The 18,655-nt window shown below is 71.0% G+C and carries 24 protein-coding genes; 14 read left to right on the forward strand and 10 right to left on the reverse strand.

What is annotated here, in order from left to right; all coding sequences use genetic code 11:
- Position 1: 1 nt before the first annotated feature.
- The 4 genes from QQ657_RS11180 to QQ657_RS11195 all read right to left on the reverse strand — a co-directional run bounded on the left by QQ657_RS11180 (position 2) and on the right by QQ657_RS11195 (position 2,974).
- On the reverse strand, positions 2-1,231 hold the full coding sequence (locus QQ657_RS11180) for a serine hydrolase domain-containing protein (RefSeq protein ID WP_284742000.1): 1,230 nt from the start codon (positions 1,229-1,231) through the stop codon (positions 2-4).
- Positions 1,232-1,340: 109 nt separating this feature from the next.
- Positions 1,341-2,153, reverse strand: coding sequence for a siderophore-interacting protein (locus QQ657_RS11185; protein ID WP_284742001.1), 813 nt, complete (start codon positions 2,151-2,153; stop codon positions 1,341-1,343).
- 72 nt (positions 2,154-2,225) lie between these two features.
- Positions 2,226-2,561, reverse strand: a complete 336-nt coding sequence (locus QQ657_RS11190) for a hypothetical protein (protein ID WP_284742002.1) — start codon at positions 2,559-2,561, stop codon at positions 2,226-2,228.
- The gene (locus QQ657_RS11195; RefSeq protein WP_284742003.1) at positions 2,558-2,974 is read right to left on the reverse strand and encodes an SgcJ/EcaC family oxidoreductase; all 417 of its coding nucleotides are present in this window, start codon (positions 2,972-2,974) and stop codon (positions 2,558-2,560) included. Before QQ657_RS11195 ends, QQ657_RS11190 begins: the two co-directional genes overlap by 4 nt.
- A gap of 80 nt (positions 2,975-3,054) precedes the next feature.
- Between QQ657_RS11195 and QQ657_RS11200 the strand changes: the two genes are divergently transcribed.
- Positions 3,055-3,759, forward strand: coding sequence for a TetR/AcrR family transcriptional regulator (locus QQ657_RS11200; RefSeq protein ID WP_284742004.1), 705 nt, complete (start codon positions 3,055-3,057; stop codon positions 3,757-3,759).
- On the opposite strand, the gene QQ657_RS11205 is transcribed toward QQ657_RS11200, so the two are convergent.
- The 3 genes from QQ657_RS11205 to QQ657_RS11215 form a co-directional block, all read right to left on the reverse strand.
- A complete protein-coding gene (locus QQ657_RS11205) occupies positions 3,756-4,676 on the reverse strand; it encodes an NADP-dependent oxidoreductase (protein WP_284742005.1) in 921 nt (306 codons plus the stop codon). The two genes, QQ657_RS11200 and QQ657_RS11205, sit on opposite strands and share 4 nt — an antisense overlap.
- A 76-nt stretch (positions 4,677-4,752) precedes the next feature.
- The gene (gene hemW, locus QQ657_RS11210) at positions 4,753-5,970 is read right to left on the reverse strand and encodes a radical SAM family heme chaperone HemW (protein ID WP_284742006.1); all 1,218 of its coding nucleotides are present in this window, start codon (positions 5,968-5,970) and stop codon (positions 4,753-4,755) included.
- Between the two features lie 14 nt (positions 5,971-5,984).
- Positions 5,985-6,401, reverse strand: a complete 417-nt coding sequence (locus QQ657_RS11215; protein WP_284742007.1) for a VOC family protein — start codon at positions 6,399-6,401, stop codon at positions 5,985-5,987.
- A gap of 76 nt (positions 6,402-6,477) precedes the next feature.
- On the opposite strand from QQ657_RS11215, the gene QQ657_RS11220 reads away from it, so the two are divergent.
- From QQ657_RS11220 to QQ657_RS11265, 11 genes are all read left to right on the forward strand, one after another.
- Positions 6,478-7,053, forward strand: coding sequence for a TetR/AcrR family transcriptional regulator (locus QQ657_RS11220; RefSeq protein ID WP_284742008.1), 576 nt, complete (start codon positions 6,478-6,480; stop codon positions 7,051-7,053).
- A 61-nt stretch (positions 7,054-7,114) separates the two neighbouring features.
- Positions 7,115-7,201, forward strand: a complete 87-nt coding sequence (locus QQ657_RS56670) for a putative leader peptide (protein WP_350310667.1) — start codon at positions 7,115-7,117, stop codon at positions 7,199-7,201.
- 108 nt (positions 7,202-7,309) lie between these two features.
- Positions 7,310-8,998 carry a nitrite/sulfite reductase gene (locus QQ657_RS11225; protein WP_284742009.1) on the forward strand — a complete coding sequence of 563 codons (1,689 nt, stop codon included), beginning with the start codon at positions 7,310-7,312 and terminating at the stop codon, positions 8,996-8,998.
- A complete protein-coding gene (locus QQ657_RS11230; protein WP_284742010.1) occupies positions 8,995-9,207 on the forward strand; it encodes an Insertion element protein in 213 nt (70 codons plus the stop codon). Before QQ657_RS11225 ends, QQ657_RS11230 begins: the two co-directional genes overlap by 4 nt.
- Positions 9,204-9,899, forward strand: a complete 696-nt coding sequence (locus tag QQ657_RS11235; RefSeq protein WP_284742011.1) for a phosphoadenylyl-sulfate reductase — start codon at positions 9,204-9,206, stop codon at positions 9,897-9,899. The genes QQ657_RS11230 and QQ657_RS11235 overlap by 4 nt, the downstream gene beginning before the upstream one ends.
- An 11-nt stretch (positions 9,900-9,910) precedes the next feature.
- A complete protein-coding gene (gene cysD, locus QQ657_RS11240; protein ID WP_284742012.1) occupies positions 9,911-10,831 on the forward strand; it encodes a sulfate adenylyltransferase subunit CysD in 921 nt (306 codons plus the stop codon).
- Positions 10,831-12,093, forward strand: a complete 1,263-nt coding sequence (locus QQ657_RS11245) for a sulfate adenylyltransferase subunit 1 (RefSeq protein ID WP_284742013.1) — start codon at positions 10,831-10,833, stop codon at positions 12,091-12,093. Before cysD ends, QQ657_RS11245 begins: the two co-directional genes overlap by 1 nt.
- Positions 12,090-12,827 (forward strand): sirohydrochlorin chelatase, encoded by a 738-nt coding sequence (locus tag QQ657_RS11250; protein WP_284742014.1) that lies wholly within the window; start codon positions 12,090-12,092, stop codon positions 12,825-12,827. The genes QQ657_RS11245 and QQ657_RS11250 overlap by 4 nt, the downstream gene beginning before the upstream one ends.
- Positions 12,828-13,386: 559 nt before the next feature.
- Positions 13,387-14,016: a cyclase gene (locus QQ657_RS11255; protein WP_284742015.1), complete on the forward strand. Its 630-nt coding sequence runs from the start codon at positions 13,387-13,389 to the stop codon at positions 14,014-14,016.
- Between the two features lie 45 nt (positions 14,017-14,061).
- Positions 14,062-14,574 carry a DUF3291 domain-containing protein gene (locus tag QQ657_RS11260; RefSeq protein ID WP_284742016.1) on the forward strand — a complete coding sequence of 171 codons (513 nt, stop codon included), beginning with the start codon at positions 14,062-14,064 and terminating at the stop codon, positions 14,572-14,574.
- Positions 14,575-14,612: 38 nt separating this feature from the next.
- The gene (locus QQ657_RS11265; RefSeq protein ID WP_284742017.1) at positions 14,613-15,386 is read left to right on the forward strand and encodes an enoyl-CoA hydratase family protein; all 774 of its coding nucleotides are present in this window, start codon (positions 14,613-14,615) and stop codon (positions 15,384-15,386) included.
- 23 nt (positions 15,387-15,409) lie between these two features.
- Here QQ657_RS11265 and QQ657_RS11270 read toward each other — a convergent pair whose 3' ends face one another.
- Genes QQ657_RS11270 through QQ657_RS11280 form a run of 3 tightly spaced genes read right to left on the reverse strand, consistent with a single transcriptional unit; the run spans position 15,410 to position 16,448 of the window.
- Positions 15,410-15,778, reverse strand: coding sequence for a barstar family protein (locus QQ657_RS11270; protein WP_284742018.1), 369 nt, complete (start codon positions 15,776-15,778; stop codon positions 15,410-15,412).
- Complete coding sequence (locus tag QQ657_RS11275) at positions 15,775-16,233, reverse strand: guanyl-specific ribonuclease (protein ID WP_284742019.1); 459 nt, start codon at positions 16,231-16,233, stop codon at positions 15,775-15,777. Before QQ657_RS11275 ends, QQ657_RS11270 begins: the two co-directional genes overlap by 4 nt.
- Before the next feature lie 11 nt (positions 16,234-16,244).
- On the reverse strand, positions 16,245-16,448 hold the full coding sequence (locus tag QQ657_RS11280) for a hypothetical protein (protein ID WP_284742020.1): 204 nt from the start codon (positions 16,446-16,448) through the stop codon (positions 16,245-16,247).
- 59 nt (positions 16,449-16,507) lie between these two features.
- On the opposite strand from QQ657_RS11280, the gene QQ657_RS11285 reads away from it, so the two are divergent.
- Both QQ657_RS11285 and QQ657_RS11290 read left to right on the forward strand, forming a co-directional pair.
- Positions 16,508-17,473: a quinone oxidoreductase family protein gene (locus QQ657_RS11285; protein ID WP_284742021.1), complete on the forward strand. Its 966-nt coding sequence runs from the start codon at positions 16,508-16,510 to the stop codon at positions 17,471-17,473.
- 137 nt (positions 17,474-17,610) lie between these two features.
- Positions 17,611-18,654 (forward strand): alpha/beta fold hydrolase, encoded by a 1,044-nt coding sequence (locus tag QQ657_RS11290; protein WP_284742022.1) that lies wholly within the window; start codon positions 17,611-17,613, stop codon positions 18,652-18,654.
- The last annotated feature ends 1 nt before the right edge of the window (position 18,655 follow it).

Genomic DNA, 18,655 nt, shown 5'->3' on the forward strand with positions numbered 1-18,655 from the left:
TTCAGTCCAGCAGCGCCTGGTAAACCAGCTGCCGCAGCTGGGACCGCAGCCGATAGGTACTCGACGGCAACAGCTGCGTATAAAACCCGACCGTCAAGTCCTCATCCGGATCCACCCAGAAAGCCGTCGAAGCCGCCCCGCCCCACGCGAACTCCCCCGCCGACGACAAAGTCCGCGCCTTGACCGGGTCCTCCAGTACCGAGAACCCCAGCCCGAACCCGTGCCCGTCGAACGGCATCTCCGCGAACAGCGGGCGTCCGTACTCCTCCAGGTCCACGTGGCCCGGCAGGTGGTTGCTCGCCATCAGGGACACCGTTCGCGGCGACAGCAACCGGACGCCGTCGAACGCTCCGCCGCCCAGCAGCATCTCCGTGAAACGCCAATAGTCCGATGCCGACGACACCAGACCGCCGCCGCCGGACAGGCAGTCCGGGCGGGACTTCCCGAGCGCACCGAACGCGTCGTTGCGCGTCGCGCGGCCGGTAGCAGGGTCAGGTACGTAAAGCGCAGCCAAGCGAGCAGGAGAAGACGCCACGAACCCCGTGTCCGTCATGCCCAGCGGCGTGAAGATCCGCGACGAGAAGAACTCGTCCAGCGAAAGCCCCGAAACCACCTCGACGAGCCGCCCCAGGACGTCCGTCGCGATCGAGTAGTTCCACTCCGCACCCGGCTGGAACAGCAGCGGCAGCGACGCCCACTGCTCCGAACACGCCGCCAGGTCCAGGCCCGGCGGCGTCCCCCACTCGAACCCCGCCGCCCGGTAGATCGCGTCCACCGGGTGGCCGTGGTGGAAGCCGTACGTCAGGCCCGCCGTGTGGGTCAGCAGGTGCCACACGCGGATCGGCGAGCGAGCCGGCTCGGTCAACGGCTTCAAAGCCGATCCCTTGACGAACACCCGCGGCGACGCGAACTCCGGCAGCCACCGCGAGATCGGGTCGTCCAGCTCCAGCAGGCCGTCCTCGACGAGCATCATCGCCGCGACCGACGTGATCGGCTTGGTCATCGAGAAGATCCGCCACAGCGTGTCGGTCTCCACCGGCGTGCCCGCTTCGACGTCGCTGCACCCGCCGCTGCCGACGTGCACGATCCGGCCGTGCCTGCTCACCACCGCGAGCCAGCCCGGCAACCGTCCATCCTCGACATACCGGTCGAAATGGGTGTCCAGCCGGGAAAGCCTGCCCGCGTCGAACCCGGCTTCGGCCGGCTCGACGTCCACCTTGAGGTTCGCCATCCCGCGAGGTTACTGCGCCGTTGGCATCAATCCGGCCACAGCCACGGCCGAAAGACTTCGCGGCAACGGTTACCAGCCGTGCGGGGTCGGCCTGCTTTTGGCCGGATTGCTACCTCTCGCGGGCCCGTTCGGCCGCTTTCTCCTCGCGCCAGGCTTCGTCGTCCTTGCCGACGCGCCAGTACCCCGAGATCGACAGCAGCTCGCGCCGCACGCCGCGCTCGTCGAGCAGGTAGCGCCGCAGCTCGCGGACGAACCCCGCCTCGCCGTGCACGAACGCCTGGACGACGCCCTCGCGCCACGGCAGCTCCCGCACCGCCGCGGCGACGTCGCCCCCGGACTCGCAGTGCAGCCACGTGATCTGCGCGTCGGCCTTCGTGGCCAGCGGCTGCTGCTCCTCGGCGTTCTCGACCAGGATCACGACCTGCGCCGCGACGCCGGCCGGGAGCGCTTCGAGCGACGCCGCGATGGCAGGCAGCGCGCTTTCGTCGCCGGCCAGCAGGTGCCAGTCCGCTTCGGATCCCGGCGCGTACGCACCGCCGGGGCCGGACAGCAGCAGCTCGTCGCCCGGCTGGGCCGCGGCCGCCCACGGGCCGGCGATGCCCTCGTCGCCGTGGTGGACGAAGTCGAAGGTCAGCTCGCCGGCCTGCGGGTCGAACGCCCGGACGGTGTAGGAGCGCATGCGCGGCCAGTGTTCCCGCGGCAGCGTGGCCCGGCACTCCTGGACGTCGAACGGCTCCGGGTACTCGACGCCCGGAACCTTGAACAGCACCTTCACGTAGGCGTCGGTGAACTCGTTGGGCGTGAAATCGGCGATCCCGTCGCCGCCCGCGACGATCCGGATCATGTGCGGGGTCAGCCGCTCGGTGCGCAGCACCCGTAGCCGCACCGCGGGACGCCCGGACCGCCGGGGTGTTTCAGCCATTCGACAACTCCCACCAGAGTTCAAGTACTAAGGGTTACCTAACTCACCCTACGCGCCGGAACTGCCTGCCGCCTACCCGGATAGGGCCACTTCCTCGAGCATCCGGGCAAAACCGGCAGCCGTCTTCGCGCGGAACCCGACGAAGAACCGGTTGGCCAACGGGACTCCCCACCGTCCCCAGGTGGCCGCGTTGACCACCCGGTGCTCGACGCGCGCACCCGCCGGATCGGCCGTGACGCGGTACTCCCCGCGGTACCACCAGCCACCCTGCACCGCGAGGAACCCCCGTTCGGCGTCGACTTCCGTCCGCATCGCGTAACCACCCCCGGTCACCCGGCGCCGCACCTCCTCGAACACCTCGGCCGGCGGCCGCGCGACGACCCCCGACGCCTCCGCAAGCGCTTTCACCCGCGCGGATCCGAGACGCGCGTGTTCTGGAACGCCGTGATCAGCCACTCGCCGTCCTCTTGGACGAGCACAAAGCTGACAGTCGACTCGCGGCCTTCGTCGGCGGTGTCGGCACCACTGACCGAGGAACCGCCGCCCACGACGACCACAGCGACGTCCGGACGGACGAACCGCACCTTCGCCGACGCGCCGAGCTGCCCGGTCAGCTTGGAGCCCTTCAGCGGTCCCTCGAAGAGCGCGCGGTGCGAACTCTCGATCGCCTCCCGGCCGGGGAAGTTGAGCCCGAAGAACGTCACGTAGTCCGCGTCCTCGGTGAAGAGCCGGCCGTACGCGGCGGCATCGGCGGAGTTCCAGGCCTCGGTGAGGCGGCCGAGCACGGCGCGGACGTCGGCTTCGGCGGTGGTGGTGGTCATGAGATCCCCTTACGAACGTTGTTCGTTTGACGAACACAGTTCTACTTACGAACAGCGTTCGCGTCAAGTACAGTGTTCGCGTGACCGTTCCCCCACCGCCGTGGCGCAGCGCCCCGCGCCGCCGCGCCACGAAACCCGCGCTCTCCCAGGAGCTGATCGTGAAGACGGCGCTGGAGATCCTGGCCAAGGAGGGCCTCGACGCGGTGACCATGCGGCGCGTCGCGCAGGAGCTGGAAACGGGACCCGCGTCGCTCTACGCGCACGTGGCCAACAAGGACGAGCTGGCGGAGCTGATGCTCGACGCGGTGCTCGCCGAAGCGCCGATCCCCGACCCGGACCCGGCGCGCTGGGACGAACAGGTTAAGGACCTGGTCCGCGGCCAGATCCGGGTGATGGTCGCCCACCCCGGCATCGCGCGGGTGGCGTGGGACATCGCCGTGCCGGTCACGCCGAGCTCGCTGCGCCAAGGCGAGGCGATGCTCGCCCTGCTGCGCGCGGGCGGCCTGACGCTCAAGCAGGCGACGTTCGCGGGCGACGCCCTGGCGCTCTACGCCAAGGCGTACGCCTACGAAGCGAGCGGCTGGACCTGGGGCGACATCGACGAAGCCGAGACGGCGAAACGCGGCGAGCAGATGGTGGCGTACATGCGGTCACTGCCCCCCGAGGCGTTCCCGAACATGCTGCACATCGGCGAGTTCTTCTCGGCCGAGACCGCTACCGAACGTCTGGAGTTCGCTCTCGACGTCTACCTGGCCGGCCTGAAGGTCGTGGCGGCGAAGAACTAGGGCCGCAGGACGATCTTGCCGCGTGTGTGCCGCTGCTCGAGTTCGCGGTAGGCGTCGCGCACCTCGTCCAGCGGGTAGACGCGCGCGACCGGCACGTCGAGGAGCCCCTTGCCCACCAGCAGGCTCAGCTCGCGCAGCACCTCGGCCGACGCTCCCGCCATGTTGCCTTCGGTCTTCACGTTGTACTTCGCGGCCGCCTCGTAATCGATGATCGTGTCGATCCGCCCGGGGTGTATGCCCAGGTGCAGGGCCAGTTCCACGTAACCGGAGCCGAAGGTGTCGACGAACGCGTGCACGCCGTCGGGCGCGGCTTCCTTGATGCGCTCGAGGACGCCGTCGCCGTAGGACACCGGGATGACGTCCAGCTCGCGCAGCCACGCGTGGTTCGCTTCCCCGGCCAGGCCGATCACCGTGGCGCCGGCCAGCTTCGCGAGCTGGACGGCCAGCGACCCGACACCTCCGGCGGCACCCGAGACGACGACCGTGTCGCCCTCACGCGGGCACACCGCGGCCGTCGCGGCGTAGGCGGTGGTGCCGGCGACGAACAGCGCGCCCGCGGCCTCCCACGAAACGCCGTCCGGCCGCGGCGTGAGGTCCGCAGCCTCCGCCACGACGTAGTCCGCATGGCTGGAGCGCGTGTGCACGAAGCCGATCACCTCGTCGCCGACCGCGATCTCCTCGACGCCGTCGCCGAGTTCCGCGACGACGCCGGCGAAGTCGCTGCCCTGCCCGGACGGGAACGTCGCCGGCCAGCGTCCGTGCAGGAACCCGCGCCGGATGGCAGCCTCACCCGGGTTGATCCCGGCGGCCCGGACCTCGACGAGCACCTGCCCCCGTCCCGGTGCCGGCCGCTCGACGTCCTCGACCCGGAGGACGTCCACGTCGCCGTACTCGTCGAACCTGATCGCGCGCGCCATGGGGCCTCCAAAGAAGTCGTTGCTCGATACAAGCAACGACCGGGTCCCCAGTTTTAATCCCGCGAGCTAATTCCCGTCAGCCCGCGAGGCGCCGGACCACGCCGTCGGCCAGCAGCCTCCCGCGGTCGGTGAGCACCGCGCGGCCCCGGGAGTCCAAAGCGGACGCGTCGAGCAGGCCCTCGGCCGCCGCCGCCCGGGCCTCCGCGAGCCCCGGTTCGTCCAGCACGTCGAGCGGAAGTCCTTCGGCGACGCGCAGTTCGAGCATGATCCGCTCGAGGTGCTGGTCGTCGTCGGTGAGCACTTCGCGCCCGCCCGCGGGCGAGTCGCCGGCGGCGAGCAGCGCCGTGTAGCGCGCCGGGTGCTTGACGTTCCACCAGCGCACGCCGCCGACGTGGCTGTGCGCGCCGGGCCCGGCGCCCCACCAGTCGTCGCCGCGCCAGTAGCCGAGGTTGTGGCGGCAGCGGGCGGCGTCGGAAGCCGCCCAGTTCGACACCTCGTACCAGCGCAGTCCCGCCGCCGACAGCGTCGCGTCGATCATTTCGTAGTCCGCGGCCAGCACGTCGTCGTCCGGCGCGGGCAGCTCACCGCGGCGCACGCGGCGGGCCAGCGCCGTGCCCTCCTCGACGATCAGCGCGTACGCCGACACGTGGTCGACGCCCGCGGAAAGCACGGCGTCGAGCGTCGCGAGGAGGTCGTCCGGGCGCTCGCCGGGCGTGCCGTAGATCACGTCGAGGTTCACGTGCTCGAACCCGGCCGCGCGGGCTTCGGCGGCGGCCTGGCCCGGCCGGCCCGGGGTGTGCACGCGGTCGAGGATCTTCAGCACGTGCCGCGCGGCCGACTGCATGCCGAGCGAGACCCGCGTGTAGCCGGCTTCGCGGATCCCCGCGAAGAACTCCGGCGACGTCGACTCCGGGTTCGACTCCGTCGTGACCTCGGCGCCGGGAGCGAGCCCGAAGACGTCGCGGACGGCGTCGAGCACCGAGGCGAGACCGTCGGCGCCGAGCAGCGACGGCGTGCCGCCACCGACGAACACCGTGTCGGCGGCGGGCGGCACGACCAGGACCTTCGCGGCGAGCTCCAGCTCGCGCCGCAGTCCTTCGAGCCAGGACTGCGGCGACGAGCCCGAGTCGAGCTCACCCGCGGTGTAGGTGTTGAAGTCGCAGTAGCCGCAACGCGTCGCACAGAACGGGACGTGCACGTAGACCCCGAACGTTCTGCTGCCGAGCCCCTTCAGCGCGCTGTCGGGCAACGCCGGGTCGATGGGGGTGGCGGGGTCGGGACGCAGCACGGGCACCCCCTGATTGTCCCTTACGACGCCGGGAGGTTCGCCGCCGCCCAGTCCGGGTCGGGCGCGATCATCTCGATGACGTCGAGCAGCACGCCGTCCGGATCCGCGACGTAGAAGTGCCGCTGCCCGTAGAGCTCGTCGACGACCGGCGTGACGAGCTCCACACCGGCGTCCACCAGCCGTTTCGCCTCGGCCGCGGCGTCCTCGACGACGAGCCCGAACATCAGCCCGGACGTCTCCTGTGCCCGGTAGGCCGGCGGGACCGACTCGTGCCCGCGCTGCACGAAGCTGATTTCGTAGCCGGGTGCGCCGGCGTTGACGCTGGCGAACCAGTCCAGCTCGACCGTGACCGGCAGCCCGACCACGTCCCGGTAGAAGCGGGTGGTCGCGGCGACGTCGTCGACCAGGTACCCCGCCCCGAACCCCTTGACCTGCATTCCCGGTTCCTCTCGTTCAAACCACTATGTCTGTAGTACTCTAATCACAGTGGTTTGAATCGGGCAAGGAGGATTCGTGCGGCAGAACACCGAACGGCGGACGGCCCTGACGGACGCGGCCATCGAGGTCCTCGCCCGCGACGGCGCGCGCGGGCTCACCTACCGCGCCGTGGACACCGAGGCCGGCGTTCCGCCGGGGACGACGTCGAACTACTTCCGCGACCGCGACCGGCTGCTGGCCGAGGCCGGGGAACGCGTGCACGTCCGGCTGTCCGCACCGGACGAGGTGATGGCCGATCCGCGCGCCGAAGAGCCCTCGACCGGGCGGGTCGCCGCGCTGCTCGGCGACCTGATGACGCGGCTGACCACCCGCCGCAGCTCCTACCTCGCCCTGCTCGAACTCCGCCTGGAGGCGAACCGCCGTCCGGAGCTGGCGGCGGCGCTGACCGCGACTGTGCGCGAGAGCTTCGAGCTGAGCGTGGGCTTCCACGAAGCTGCCGGCCTGCCCGGCGGGCGGGACGAGGTCCTGCTGCTCTATCTGGCCCTGACCGGCCTGACCGTCGAGCGGTTGACATTGCCCGAGGCGTTCGCCGGGTACTCGGACGCGCAGGTCGTGGGCCTGCTGGTCGACCGCATTCTCCCAGGCGAGTGACCCTTCTCCCACCATCCGGGCACCGCTGGACCACATTGTGGACGCGTGGCACGCTGACGCCGTGACTCATGCCGGTGTTCTCCTCGTGGCCCGCCGCCACGTCGACCTCCTGCGAGTCGCCAGCGCCCTCTGCGTACCCGTTCGCTGACTGCCCGTCGCCACCACCTGCCACGAATTCTGGACAGCCGGCGCCGGAGGACACCCGCGAGCCGGTCGTTCCTCCGCCGCCACGAAAAGCCTCTCGGAGGACGCCGCCATGGCCACGCCCCAGACCCCCGCCCGCCCCGCGCGCGTCAAGCAGAAGCGCGGCGAAGGGCAGTGGGCGCTCGGTTACCGGGAGCCGCTGAACCCGAACGAGCGGTCGAAGAAGGACGACCACCCGCTCAACGTGCGGGCCCGGATCGAGAACATCTACGCCCACCGCGGGTTCGACGCGATCGACCCGGGCGACCTGCGCGGCCGCTTCCGCTGGTTCGGCCTCTACACCCAGCGCAAGCCGGGCATCGACGGCGGCCGCACCGCGACGCTGGAGCCCGAAGAGCTCGACGACCGCTACTTCATGCTGCGGGTCCGGCTCGACGGCGGCGTGCTGAGCACCGGCCAGCTCACCGTGCTCGGCGAGATCTCGCAGGCGTACGCACGCGACACCGCCGACATCACGGACCGGCAGAACATCCAGTACCACTGGATCCGGATCGAGGATGTCCCGAAGATCTGGGCGCAGCTCGAGAACGCCGGCATGACCACGATGGAGGCCTGCGGCGACAGCCCGCGCGTCATCCTCGGCTCGCCGGTCGCGGGCATCGCGGCGGACGAGGTCATCGACGGCACCCCGGCCATCGAGGAGATCAAGCGCCGCTACATCGGCAAGCCGGAGTACGCGAACCTGCCGCGCAAGTTCAAGACCGCGATCTCGGGCCAGCCCGACGTCGCCCACGAGATCCACGACATCGCCTTCGTCGGCGTGAACCACCCGGAGCACGGGCCCGGCTTCGACCTCTGGGTCGGCGGCGGCCTGTCCACCAACCCGATGCTCGGGCAGCGCCTCGGCGCCTGGGTGCCGCGTGACGAGGTGCCGGACGTCTGGGAAGGCGTCATCTCGATCTTCCGCGACTACGGCTACCGCCGGCTGCGCTCGCGGGCCCGGATCAAGTTCCTGGTCAAGGACTGGGGCGCGGAGAAGTTCCGCCAGGTGCTGCAGGACGAATACCTCAAGCGGGAGCTGATCGACGGCCCGCCGCCGGTCGACCCGGCTGTGCCGATCGACCACATCGGCGTGCACCCGCAGATCGACGGCAAGTTCTACGTCGGCGCGGCACCGATCGCCGGCCGCGTCTCCGGCGGCACGCTGGTCGCGGTGGCCAAGGCCGCCGAGCGGGCCGGCTCCGGCCGGGTCCGGCTCACCCCGCAGCAGAAGCTCGTCGTGCTGGACGTCCCGGAAGCGCAGGTCGCCCCGCTCCAGGCGGAGCTGGCCGAGCTGGGGCTGGAGACGAAGCCGTCGCCGTGGCGGCGCAGCGTGATGGCCTGCACCGGGTTGGAGTTCTGCAAGCTCGCCATCGTCGAGACGAAGGCCCGCGCGCAGCAGCTCGTCGCGGACCTGGAGAAGTCCCTCGCGGACATCCAGGACGGCCTCGACACGCCGGTCAGCGTGCACCTCAACGGCTGCCCCAACTCCTGCGCGCGGATCCAGACCGCGGACATCGGGCTCAAGGGCCAGATCGTCACCGACGCCGACGGCAACCAGGTCGAAGGCTTCCAGGTGCACCTCGGCGGCGGGCTCGGCCTCGACGCCGGGTTCGGCCGGAAGCTGCGCGGCCACAAGGTGACCGCGTCGGAGCTGACCGGGTACGTCGAGCGCGTCGTGCGCAACTACGTCACCGGACGCGAAGCCGGCGAGCGGTTCGCGCAGTGGGCCGGGCGCGCCGAGGAAAGCGCCCTCCAGTGACCTCGACCGAACGCGCCGTGCCGTACTACTGCCCGTATTGCGGCGACGAGGACCTCCGGCCGGAAGACCCTCAAACAACACCGCGGCGCGAAGCGCCTCCGCTGAGGGCGGTGGTGGGCGAGGGGCTGGCAGGCTGGCTGTGTTCCGGTTGTCGCCGGGTTTTCTCGGTCAAGTTCCTCGGCCTGTCCCTTCCGGAGGTTTCCCGATGACCGCCACCGCCGACTACAAGACCCTCGCCGAGCGCGCTTCGAAGGAGCTCGCCGAAGCCACCGCCGACGAAGCGATCCGCTGGACCGTCGAGACGTTCGGCGACGACTTCATCGTCGCGTCCAACATGCAGGACGCCGTCCTCGTCGACCTCACCGCGAAGGTGAAGTCCGATGTGGACATCCTCTTCCTGGAGACCGGCTACCACTTCCCCGAGACGATCGGCACCCGGGACGCGGTGCAGGCCGTCTACCCGAACGTCAAGATCGTCAACGCGCAGGCCGAGCAGAGCGTCGCCGAACAGGACGCGGAATACGGCGAAAAGCTGCACGACCGCGACCCGACGCTGTGCTGCAACCTGCGCAAAGTCGTGCCGCTGCGCAAGACCCTGGCGAACTACTCGGCGTGGATCACCGGCGTCCGCCGGGTCGACGCGCCGACCCGCGCGAACACCCCGATCGTCACCTGGGACGACCGCAACGGCCTGGTGAAGATCAACCCGATCGCGGCGTGGACCGACGACGAGTTCGCCGGCTACATCCGCGAGCACGGGATCCTGGAGAACCCGCTGGTGTCGATCGGCTACCTCTCGATCGGCTGCGCGCCGTGCACCGCTCGCGTGGAGCCGGGCCAGGACCCCCGCAGCGGCCGGTGGGCGGGCCAGTCGAAGACCGAGTGCGGACTGCACGGCTGAGGAAGGGACGCATGACGACCTTGGAGCCCGCGACCGATGCGGCACAGGACAACTTGGCCGCGCTCGAATCCGAGGCCATCCACATCTTCCGGGAGGTGGCGGGCGAGTTCGACCGGCCGGTGATCCTCTTCTCCGGCGGCAAGGACTCGACGCTGCTGCTGCACCTGGCGATCAAGGCGTTCTGGCCGGCGCCGGTCCCGTTCCCGTTGCTGCACGTGGACACCGGGCACAACTTCGACGAGGTCATCGAGTTCCGCGACCGCGTCGTCGAGCGGCACGGCCTGCGGCTGGTCGTCGCGAAGGTCCAGGACTGGATCGACGACGGGCGCCTGGAAGAACGCGCCGACGGCATGCGCAACCCGTTGCAGACCACGCCGTTGCTCGACACCATCTCGGAGAACAAGTTCGACGCCGTGTTCGGCGGCGGCCGCCGTGACGAGGAGCGCGCCCGGGCGAAGGAGCGGATCTTCAGCCTCCGCAACGCCTTCGGCCAGTGGGAGCCGCGCCGGCAGCGGCCCGAGCTGTGGAACCTCTACAACGGCAGGCACCGCCCGGGCGAGCAGGTCCGCGTCTTCCCGCTGTCCAACTGGACCGAGGCCGACGTCTGGAACTACATCGCCCGCGAGAAGGTCGAGCTGCCGTCGATCTACTACGCGCACCAGCGCGAGGTGTACCTGCGCGACGGCATGTGGCTCGCCGAAGGCCCGTGGGGCGGCCCGCGGCCCGGTGAAGAGGTCCGCGAGCGGACCGTCCGCTACCGGACCGTCGGCGACGGCTCGTGCACCGGGGCGATCGAGTCCACCGCGACCACCGTCGAAGACGTCATCGCCGAGGTGTCGGCGTCCCGGCTCACCGAACGCGGCGCCACCCGCGCCGACGACCGGATGTCCGAGGCGGCCATGGAAGACCGCAAGCGTGAGGGGTACTTCTGATGAGCTCGCTTCTTCGCCTGGCCACGGCCGGGAGCGTCGACGACGGCAAGTCCACTTTGGTCGGCCGGCTGCTCTACGACACCAAGTCGGTGCTCGCCGACCAGCTCGACGCCGTCACGCGCGCGTCCGTCGACAAGGGACTGTCCACTCCGGACCTGTCCCTGCTCGTCGACGGCCTGCGCTCGGAGCGCGAGCAGGGCATCACCATCGACGTCGCCTACCGCTACTTCGCCACGCCCAAGCGGTCGTTCGTGCTGGCCGACACCCCCGGGCACGTGCAGTACACGCGCAACACGGTGACCGGCGCGTCCACCGCGCAGCTGGCCGTGCTGCTGGTCGACGCGCGCAAGGGCGTCATCGAGCAGACCCGGCGGCACGCGGCCGTGCTGGCCCTGCTCGGCGTGCCACAGCTGGTGCTCGCGGTGAACAAGATCGACCTGGTCGCCTACGACGAGGCAACGTTCACGGTGATCGCCGAAGAGTTCGCCGCGCACGCCGAATCCCTCGGCTACGCGCGGGGTTCGGTGCTCGCGATCCCGGTCTCGGCGCTGGAGGGCGACAACGTCGCGTCACGCTCTTCGCGCACGCCGTGGTACAGCGGTCCCAGCCTGCTGGAGCACCTCGAGGACGTGCCGGTCGCGCCCGACCCGCACGACTCGGCACTGCGCTTCCCGGTGCAGTACGTGATCCGGCCGCGCACGCCGGAATACCCGGACTACCGCGGCTACGCGGGCCAGATCGCCGCGGGCACGGTCCGCCCGGGCGACGAGATCGTCGTGCTGCCGCAAGGCATCCGCAGCCGCATCGAGCGCATCGACACCGCCGACGGCCCGCTGGCCGAAGCCGGCGCCGGGACGTCGGTGACGCTGCTGCTCACCGACGACATCGACATCTCCCGCGGCGACCTGATCGCCGCGGCGGACGCGCCGCCGCGGATCACCGACGAGATCACCGGCACGCTGTGCTGGCTGTCGTCGAAACCGCTCAAGCCGGGCGCGCGCGTGCTCGTCAAGCACGGCGCCCGCACGGTGCAAGCACTGGCCGGCGAGCTGCACGCGCGGTTCGACGAGCAGAAGCTGTCCAGTGTGGACGCACCAGCCTCGTTGGAGCTCAACGACATCGGGCTGGTCACCTTGACGCTGGCCGAGGAGCTGGGCGTCGACGACTACGGCGTCAGCCCGCGCACCGGCGCGTTCCTGGTGATCGACCCGAAGGACGGCGACACCCTCGCCGCGGGCCTGGTGGGTGAGCGCTTCTCGTGACGCCACCCCTGGTCGCCGTCGCGCACGGCAGTCGTGATCCCCGCTCGGCCGCGACCGTGCGGGCACTCGTCGACGTCGTGCGCGCGCAGGCGCCGGGTCTTTCGGTGCACGAGTCCTTCCTGGACCTTTCCACGCCGAACGTGACGGACGTGCTGCGCTCGTTGTACGCGGCCGGCCACCGGACGGCCGTCGTGGTGCCGCTGCTGCTCGGCAGCGCGTTCCACGCGCGCGTCGACCTGCCGGCGCTGGTCGACCAGGTCGTTTCCGAGTGCCCGGGCTTCCGCGTGGAGGTGTCGGACGTCCTGGGCGCGGACCGGGCCCTGGAGGCGGTGGCCCTGGACCGGCTGGCGTCCGCGCCCAACCGGCGCGGGACGGGCGTGCTGCTCAGCGCGGTCGGCTCGTCCAACGCGTCGGCGAACGCCGTCGTCGCCTCGCTGGCGGCGCGGTGGGAAGAGCGGCTGGGTGTCCCGGTGAGCGAGGCATTCGCTTCCGCTGCCCAGCCGGACATCCCCGCGGCCGCCGCCCGGTTGCGGGCCCGCGGCGTCCGGCACCTGGTGGTGGCGTCGTGGTTCCTCGCACCGGGCCTGCTGCCGGACCGCATCGAGCGGCTGGCCCGCGAGGCCGACCCGCGAGCGTTCGTCGCGGCGCCGCTCGCCGACGACCCGCGCGTCGCCGACGTCGTCATCAGCCGGTATGCCACCGCGGTGAGCGGGCTGCTCCGCCAGTACGCCTGACCGGCGGATGCGGGCCGTCGCACACACGGGCCGAGTACGAGGCCGCCGCGCAGTCCGCGGCCGCGCGGGCGAACCGCGAGATCGACGACCGGTGGGCCGCGACCCCGCTCGCGCGGCTGGGCCACGAGCTCCCCGGCGGCCAGTGGACCGAGGCCCGCGTTCGTGAAGTGTGCCGAGTTGGTGCCCGCCATCACCTACACCGTCGCGCCGCCCGCCGCCGGGACCACGGGGTGCAGCTCGCCCGGCTACCTGCGCGAGACTTCGGTGGAGCGACCCTCCGGCCGCGACAACAGCGCCCGAACTGCTGCGCGCCCACCGGTTCGTCCCTGACGTTCGGCCTCCTGAGCCAGTGCAGCGTCCCCGTGGGCTGAACCACTCTCGGTAGCGCGGGGCGATCGCGCGAGAATCACCACCGCCAAAAGGCGAGTCTTATTCACATTTCTGGTAACACACCGTGCCTGGGAACGGTAAATCCTTGACGCTCTACTTAACTTGCCGGTAACTATCTAAGCGCTGCGCAGCTCTCCTCCCCTCCAAAACCGCAGGTAGGTGGATACAGATGAAAGCGCTTCACTTTTCCCGGCTGGCTGCCCTGACCGCGGCCGCGGCCCTTCCGATCGCCCTCGCCGCCCCGGCTTCGGCGGCCACCACCATCGCCTTCGACTGTCAGGCCGACGCTCCGATCATCGGGCCGCAGCAGGTGTCGCTCAACCAGGACGCCGACGTCACCGCGCCCGCCACCGTCGCGCCCGGCGGCGCCTTCGACGTCGTCATCGACCCGGCACCCAACGAGGTGCCGGGCGAGGTCAGCGGGAACACCGTCAAGAACATCAACACGTTCGCGCTGAAGTTCCCGATCCCGGCCAACTCCACCTACGTGAGCGCGGACCTGGCCGGCGGCTCCGGCCTCGGCTCGACTGCGCCGACCATCGCGGTCGCGAACGGCGTCGCGACCCTGAGCTTCCCCGGCCCGATCGCCGGGGGCGCCACCTTCGAGCTGCCGACCATCACCGCCCACCTGACCGCCGGCCAGTCGGGCACCATCGAGACGAAGCTGTCCGGCACCAGCTACAGCGATCCCGGCCTGACCTTCAAGGCCGTGGCGGGCACCATCATCGGGGACATCACCGCCCCGACCGCCTGCTTCCCCAACCCCAGCCCGGTCTTCACCACGACGACCATCGGCTGACCGCGAGCCACCCTGCGGGCGGGGTTCCGCCCGTAGGGTGGCCGCATGGGGTACGAACTCGCGGAAGTCAACATCGCCCGGATGAAAGCACCGATCGACGACCCGTCCTTCAAGGGTTTCGTCGACGCGCTCGAGCCCGTCAACGCCCTCGCCGACGCCGCGCCCGGCTTCGTCTGGCGCCTGCAGACCGAGGACGACAACGCGCTCTCGATCCGTGCCTTCGCATGGGACGTGCGCGGCACGTCCGGCCTCCTGATCAACATGTCCGTCTGGACGTCGGTGGACACCCTCGCCGCCTTCACGTTCTCCGGTGAGCACCTCGCGATCCTCAAGCGCCGCCGCGAGTGGTTCCACCGCGTGAAGGACGTGATGACCGCGCTCTGGTGGGTGCCCGCCGGGTACCGGCCCACGCCCGCCGACGCCGAAGAGAAGATCAAGCACCTGCGCGTCCACGGGCCGACGCCCGAGGCGTTCACGCTGAAGCAGCACTTCCCGGCCCCGGACGCGGCCGTCGTCGAAGCCCGCGAGGGTGACCCCGATTGGCTGTGCCCGGCGTAACACCGGGCCGGCGGGGCAAGTGTGTAAAGGTGTCGGTCATGGCTGACGAACTGGTGCACTACGACGTGGTGGGCGGCACCGCCACGATCACCCTGGACTCCCCGCACAACCGCAACGCGCTGTCGGCGCAGCTGCGCCGCGAACTGTCGGCCGCGCTGACCACCGCGACGGCCGACGACGCCGTCCGCGTGATCGTGCTGACCCACACGGGCCCGGTGTTCTGCGCGGGGATGGACCTCAAGGAGGCCCGCGGCGCCGGCGCGGGCGACCAGGGCGTGAACGAGTTCCCGAAGATCCTCGAGCAGCTGTGGACCAGCCCGAAGCCGGTGGTCGCCCGCCTGGCCGGCCCCGCCCGCGCCGGCGGCATCGGCATGGTGGCGGCGTGCGACATCGCGGTCGCGGTGCCGGAAGCCACGTTCGCCTTCTCGGAGGTCCGCATCGGCGTGGTCCCGGCGGTGATCTCCCTGACGGTCCTGCCGCGGCTGAACCCCCGCGCGGCGCACGAGCTGTTCCTGACGGGCGACACGTTCGACACGCGCCGGGCGGTGGAGATCGGCCTGCTGAACTCGGCGGTCCCGGCGGCCGAGCTGGACACGGAGGTGGCCCGCTTCGTGAAGGCACTGGCGGCGGGCGGGCCGACGGCACTGGCCGAGACGAAGGCGCTGCTGAGCCGCCCCCGCCCGGCGACGCCGTCGGAGGGGTTCGAGGAGATGCTCGGGCTGTCGGCGAAGTTCTTCGCGAGCGAGGAAGGCCAGGAAGGCATCCTGGCCTTCGCCCAGAAGCGCAAGCCGAACTGGGTCCCGCAGGACTGAGCGGGACGGGTGCCGGACGCCGCTCAGGCGTCCGGCAGCACGACCGTGAGCCGCCACGAACCGGCGCTGCGGCCGCTCGGCCCGAGTGCTCGCTGCGCGTCCGAAAGCACGCTGCGGATCGCCAGGTACGTCTTGGGTTCGGTCTTGCGCAGCGCCTCCGAGCCGGGCCAGATCAGCACGTGCTCCCCCGGCGGCAGCCAGGACAGGTCGGTCAGGCAGTCGTACAGCGCGTCGAGGTTGTGGCCGAAGTAGTCCGGAAAGGACAGTGCGTCGGCGAACGCGCTCAGCGTGCTGGCCTTGTCCACAGTGGGCCGCGAGTTGACCAGGTGCGGGTACGCGCCCCGCGCGAAAGCCTCTTCCGCGGCGGCCTTCGCCTGCTCCGAGGCGCTCATCGGGCCGGGTCCACGACGACGAACGACCCGTAGTGGTCGCCGGTGTAGTACAGCTCGTGCGCCTGCCCCGTGATCAGCCGCCGCGCGCCGCGGTCGGCGCTGCCCGGGGTCTTCACGGTGTACTCGTGGTAGTAGCCGGACTTCTTGCCCGGCAACCGCTTCTCGCGGTTTTCGAACACGACGTCGTCGTTGCGCGGGTACGGGTACGGCCCGCCCTTTTCGATCAGCTTCCACGTGTCGCCGGCCTGCGACGGCAAGGTCGACAGCGCCTTGACCGGCAGCCCGGAGTCCGTGCCCGGGACGGCCGCGGAGCCCTTCGGGGGCGCGCTCGCCGAACTGCCCGGCGTGGGGGACACGGGCGAGTCGCCGCCGACGGCGTCCTTGACCAGCCAGCCCCCGAGAACCAGTACGAGGAGCCCGATCAGGGCGGCGGTGATCCGCCTTCGGTTGAACATGGTGCGCCAGCCTAGGACGGGGTGTCGGAGCGGTCGTCGTCACGCCCCGGAGCGAGCTTGCGGGCGAACAGCCCGACGAGCTTGTCGAGCACCCACGCGGCGGCCAGGCACAGCGGCACGACGACCACCATGACCAGCACGAACTGGACCGGGAACCAGGCCTGGGCGAGCCAGAGCTCAACCCCGTCCCACCAGTCGGCAAGCCCGTTGAACACGGTGTGAGCCTACGCGCGCCCTGCTGCCCCCGCGTGTCAGGGGCGGTACGTTGCCAAGCATGTTCGCCGTGTACGCGCAGGAACCCAACGCCGAAAGCCCCTTGGACTCGCTCGTCGTCGGCGAGCGTCCCGAACCCGACGTGCCGGACGGCTGGGTCCGGGTGCACGTCAAGGCGGCCAGCCTCAACATGCACGACCTCTGGACGCTGCGCGGGGTCGGGATCAAGCCCGAGCAGTTCCCGATGATCCTCGGCTGCGACGGCGCCGGGACCCTCGACGACGGCTCCGAGGTCGTGCTCCACTCCGTGATCAACGCGCCGGGCTGGCAGGGTGACGACACCCTCGACCCGAAGCGGACGCTGCTCACCGAGAAGCACCAGGGCACCTTCGCCGACCAGGTGGTCGTGCCGGCCCGCAACGTCGTCCCGAAGCCCGCCGCGCTCAGCTTCGCCGAGGCCGCCACCATGGGCACGGCCTGGCTGACCGCCTACCGGATGCTCTTCGTGAAGTCGGGGCTGCGGCCCGGCCAGACGATGCTCGTGCAGGGCGCCTCCGGCGGTGTCTCGACGGCGCTGGTCCAGCTCGGCCGCGCGGCCGGGTTCCGGGTCTGGGTGACCGGCCGCACCGAGGAGAAGCGTGCGCTCGCGTCGAGCCTCGGCGCGCACCAGACGTTCGAGTCGGGCGCGCGGCTGCCCGAGCGCGTCGACGCCGTGTTCGAGACCGTCGGCAAGGCGACCTGGTCGCATTCGGTCAAATCGCTCAAGCCGGGCGGGATCATCGTGGTCTCCGGCTCGACCAGCGGCCCGGACGCGAACGCGGAGCTGCAGCGCGTCTTCTTCCTCCAGCTGCGGGTCGCCGGGTCGACCATGGGCACCCGCGACGAGCTCGCGGACCTGCTCGCCTACCTCGACCTGACCGGGGTACGGCCCCAGATCGGCGCCGAACTGCCCTTCGCCGAGGCCCCTAAGGGGTTCCGGGCGATGCTCGACGGCGACACCGCCGGCAAGATCGTCTTCACCCGCTAGACCGCCGCTGAGCTGGGCGGATCTTCTCGTTCCGCCCGGCTCGGCATTCGGTGAATCTCTAACGTACTCAGTTCGAGATCTGGTCGTTAGCACCTAAGTTCGACCAAAACCCAATAGTCGCAAGGTATTCTGTAGTCATGACCGCGACGAAGCGGCCCGACTCGGCTGGACCGGGCGGCCGGCCCAGCAGCGACCCGGACCCGATCCGGGTCTCCTTCCGGCGCTACGCCGGTGTCCGCACCCGTGTCCTGGAGGTCGGCGAAGCCGCCCCGGACCCCGAGCTCCCCCGCCGCTCGCTGCGGCGCAGGGCGGCCACCCCGCACGTCCGGCCGAGCGCACCGCGCCTGGTGCTGCTGCACGGCTACTGCGACAGCGCCGACACGTGGCGTCCCGCCCTGGAACAGCTCGCCGCCGCCGGGATCCCGGCGATCGCGGTCGATCTGCCCGGGTTCGGGGACGCGCAGCCGCTGCGGCCCGGCCCGATGCTGCCGCAGCTCGACGCGTTCACCACCGCCGTCGTCCGCGAGCAGGCCGTGCTCGGCTCGGTCGTGCTGGCCGGCAACTCCCTCGGCGGCACGATGAGCCTGCGCGCGGCCCAGAACAGCCGCCTGCCGATCTCCGGCGTCGTGTCGATCGCCGCGCCCGGGTTCGTCGACTCGTGGCTGATCCGGACCGTGGCGCGCTACCCGCTGCCGCTGCGGCTGTACTCGTCCCTGCCGGTCCCGGTGCCGGGCTTCCTCGTGCGCAAGGTCGCCGAGCAGGTCGTCCCGCGGCTGCTCTACGCGAACTCGGGCGCGGCCGACGCGACCCAGGTACAGCGCTTCACGGCGCTCTTCCCGGACTACCGCGCGACCAAGAGCCGGCTCGAGCAGGCCCGGCAGCTCGTCGCGGAGCTCGCCGACGCCTACCGCCTCGACTCGGTGAAGGTGCCGCTGCTGGTCGTCGCGTGCGGCAAGGACAAGCTCGTCACCGCGGCGTCCGGGCGGCAGCTGCACACGCTGGTGCCGCACAGCCGCCTGCTCGTCCGGGAGGACTGGGGGCACTGCCCGCAGCTGGACGACCCGGTCGAGATCGCGGAGCTGCTCTCCTACTTCGCGGCGGGCGCGGTCCGGACCACTCAGGCCAAGCGCGCCGTGGCGACGGCGGCGGAGGCCGTGAGCGAAGACACCGCGGCGGGCTGAA

Origin of the sequence: Amycolatopsis ponsaeliensis (assembly GCF_030182635.1) — a bacterium.
Taxonomy (GTDB): Bacteria; Actinomycetota; Actinomycetes; order Mycobacteriales; family Pseudonocardiaceae; genus Amycolatopsis; species Amycolatopsis ponsaeliensis.

Bases quoted from the DNA above. Each gene is read 5' to 3' on its own strand.
- QQ657_RS11180 (WP_284742000.1), bottom strand. From the start codon at position 1,231: ATGGCGAACCTCAAGGTGGACGTCGAGCCGGCCGAAGCCGGGTTCGAC.
- QQ657_RS11195 (WP_284742003.1), bottom strand. From the start codon at position 2,974: ATGACCACCACCACCGCCGAAGCCGACGTCCGCGCCGTGCTCGGCCGC.
- QQ657_RS11260 (WP_284742016.1), top strand. From the start codon at position 14,062: ATGGGGTACGAACTCGCGGAAGTCAACATCGCCCGGATGAAAGCACCG.
- QQ657_RS11215 (WP_284742007.1), bottom strand. From the start codon at position 6,401: ATGCAGGTCAAGGGGTTCGGGGCGGGGTACCTGGTCGACGACGTCGCC.
- QQ657_RS11245 (WP_284742013.1), top strand. From the start codon at position 10,831: ATGAGCTCGCTTCTTCGCCTGGCCACGGCCGGGAGCGTCGACGACGGC.
- QQ657_RS11185 (WP_284742001.1), bottom strand. From the start codon at position 2,153: ATGGCTGAAACACCCCGGCGGTCCGGGCGTCCCGCGGTGCGGCTACGG.
- QQ657_RS11235 (WP_284742011.1), top strand. From the start codon at position 9,204: ATGACCGCCACCGCCGACTACAAGACCCTCGCCGAGCGCGCTTCGAAG.
- QQ657_RS11270 (WP_284742018.1), bottom strand. From the start codon at position 15,778: ATGAGCGCCTCGGAGCAGGCGAAGGCCGCCGCGGAAGAGGCTTTCGCG.
- QQ657_RS11290 (WP_284742022.1), top strand. From the start codon at position 17,611: ATGACCGCGACGAAGCGGCCCGACTCGGCTGGACCGGGCGGCCGGCCC.
- QQ657_RS11255 (WP_284742015.1), top strand. From the start codon at position 13,387: ATGAAAGCGCTTCACTTTTCCCGGCTGGCTGCCCTGACCGCGGCCGCG.
- QQ657_RS11285 (WP_284742021.1), top strand. From the start codon at position 16,508: ATGTTCGCCGTGTACGCGCAGGAACCCAACGCCGAAAGCCCCTTGGAC.
- QQ657_RS11265 (WP_284742017.1), top strand. From the start codon at position 14,613: ATGGCTGACGAACTGGTGCACTACGACGTGGTGGGCGGCACCGCCACG.
- cysD (WP_284742012.1), top strand. From the start codon at position 9,911: ATGACGACCTTGGAGCCCGCGACCGATGCGGCACAGGACAACTTGGCC.
- QQ657_RS11205 (WP_284742005.1), bottom strand. From the start codon at position 4,676: ATGGCGCGCGCGATCAGGTTCGACGAGTACGGCGACGTGGACGTCCTC.
- QQ657_RS11275 (WP_284742019.1), bottom strand. From the start codon at position 16,233: ATGTTCAACCGAAGGCGGATCACCGCCGCCCTGATCGGGCTCCTCGTA.
- QQ657_RS11225 (WP_284742009.1), top strand. From the start codon at position 7,310: ATGGCCACGCCCCAGACCCCCGCCCGCCCCGCGCGCGTCAAGCAGAAG.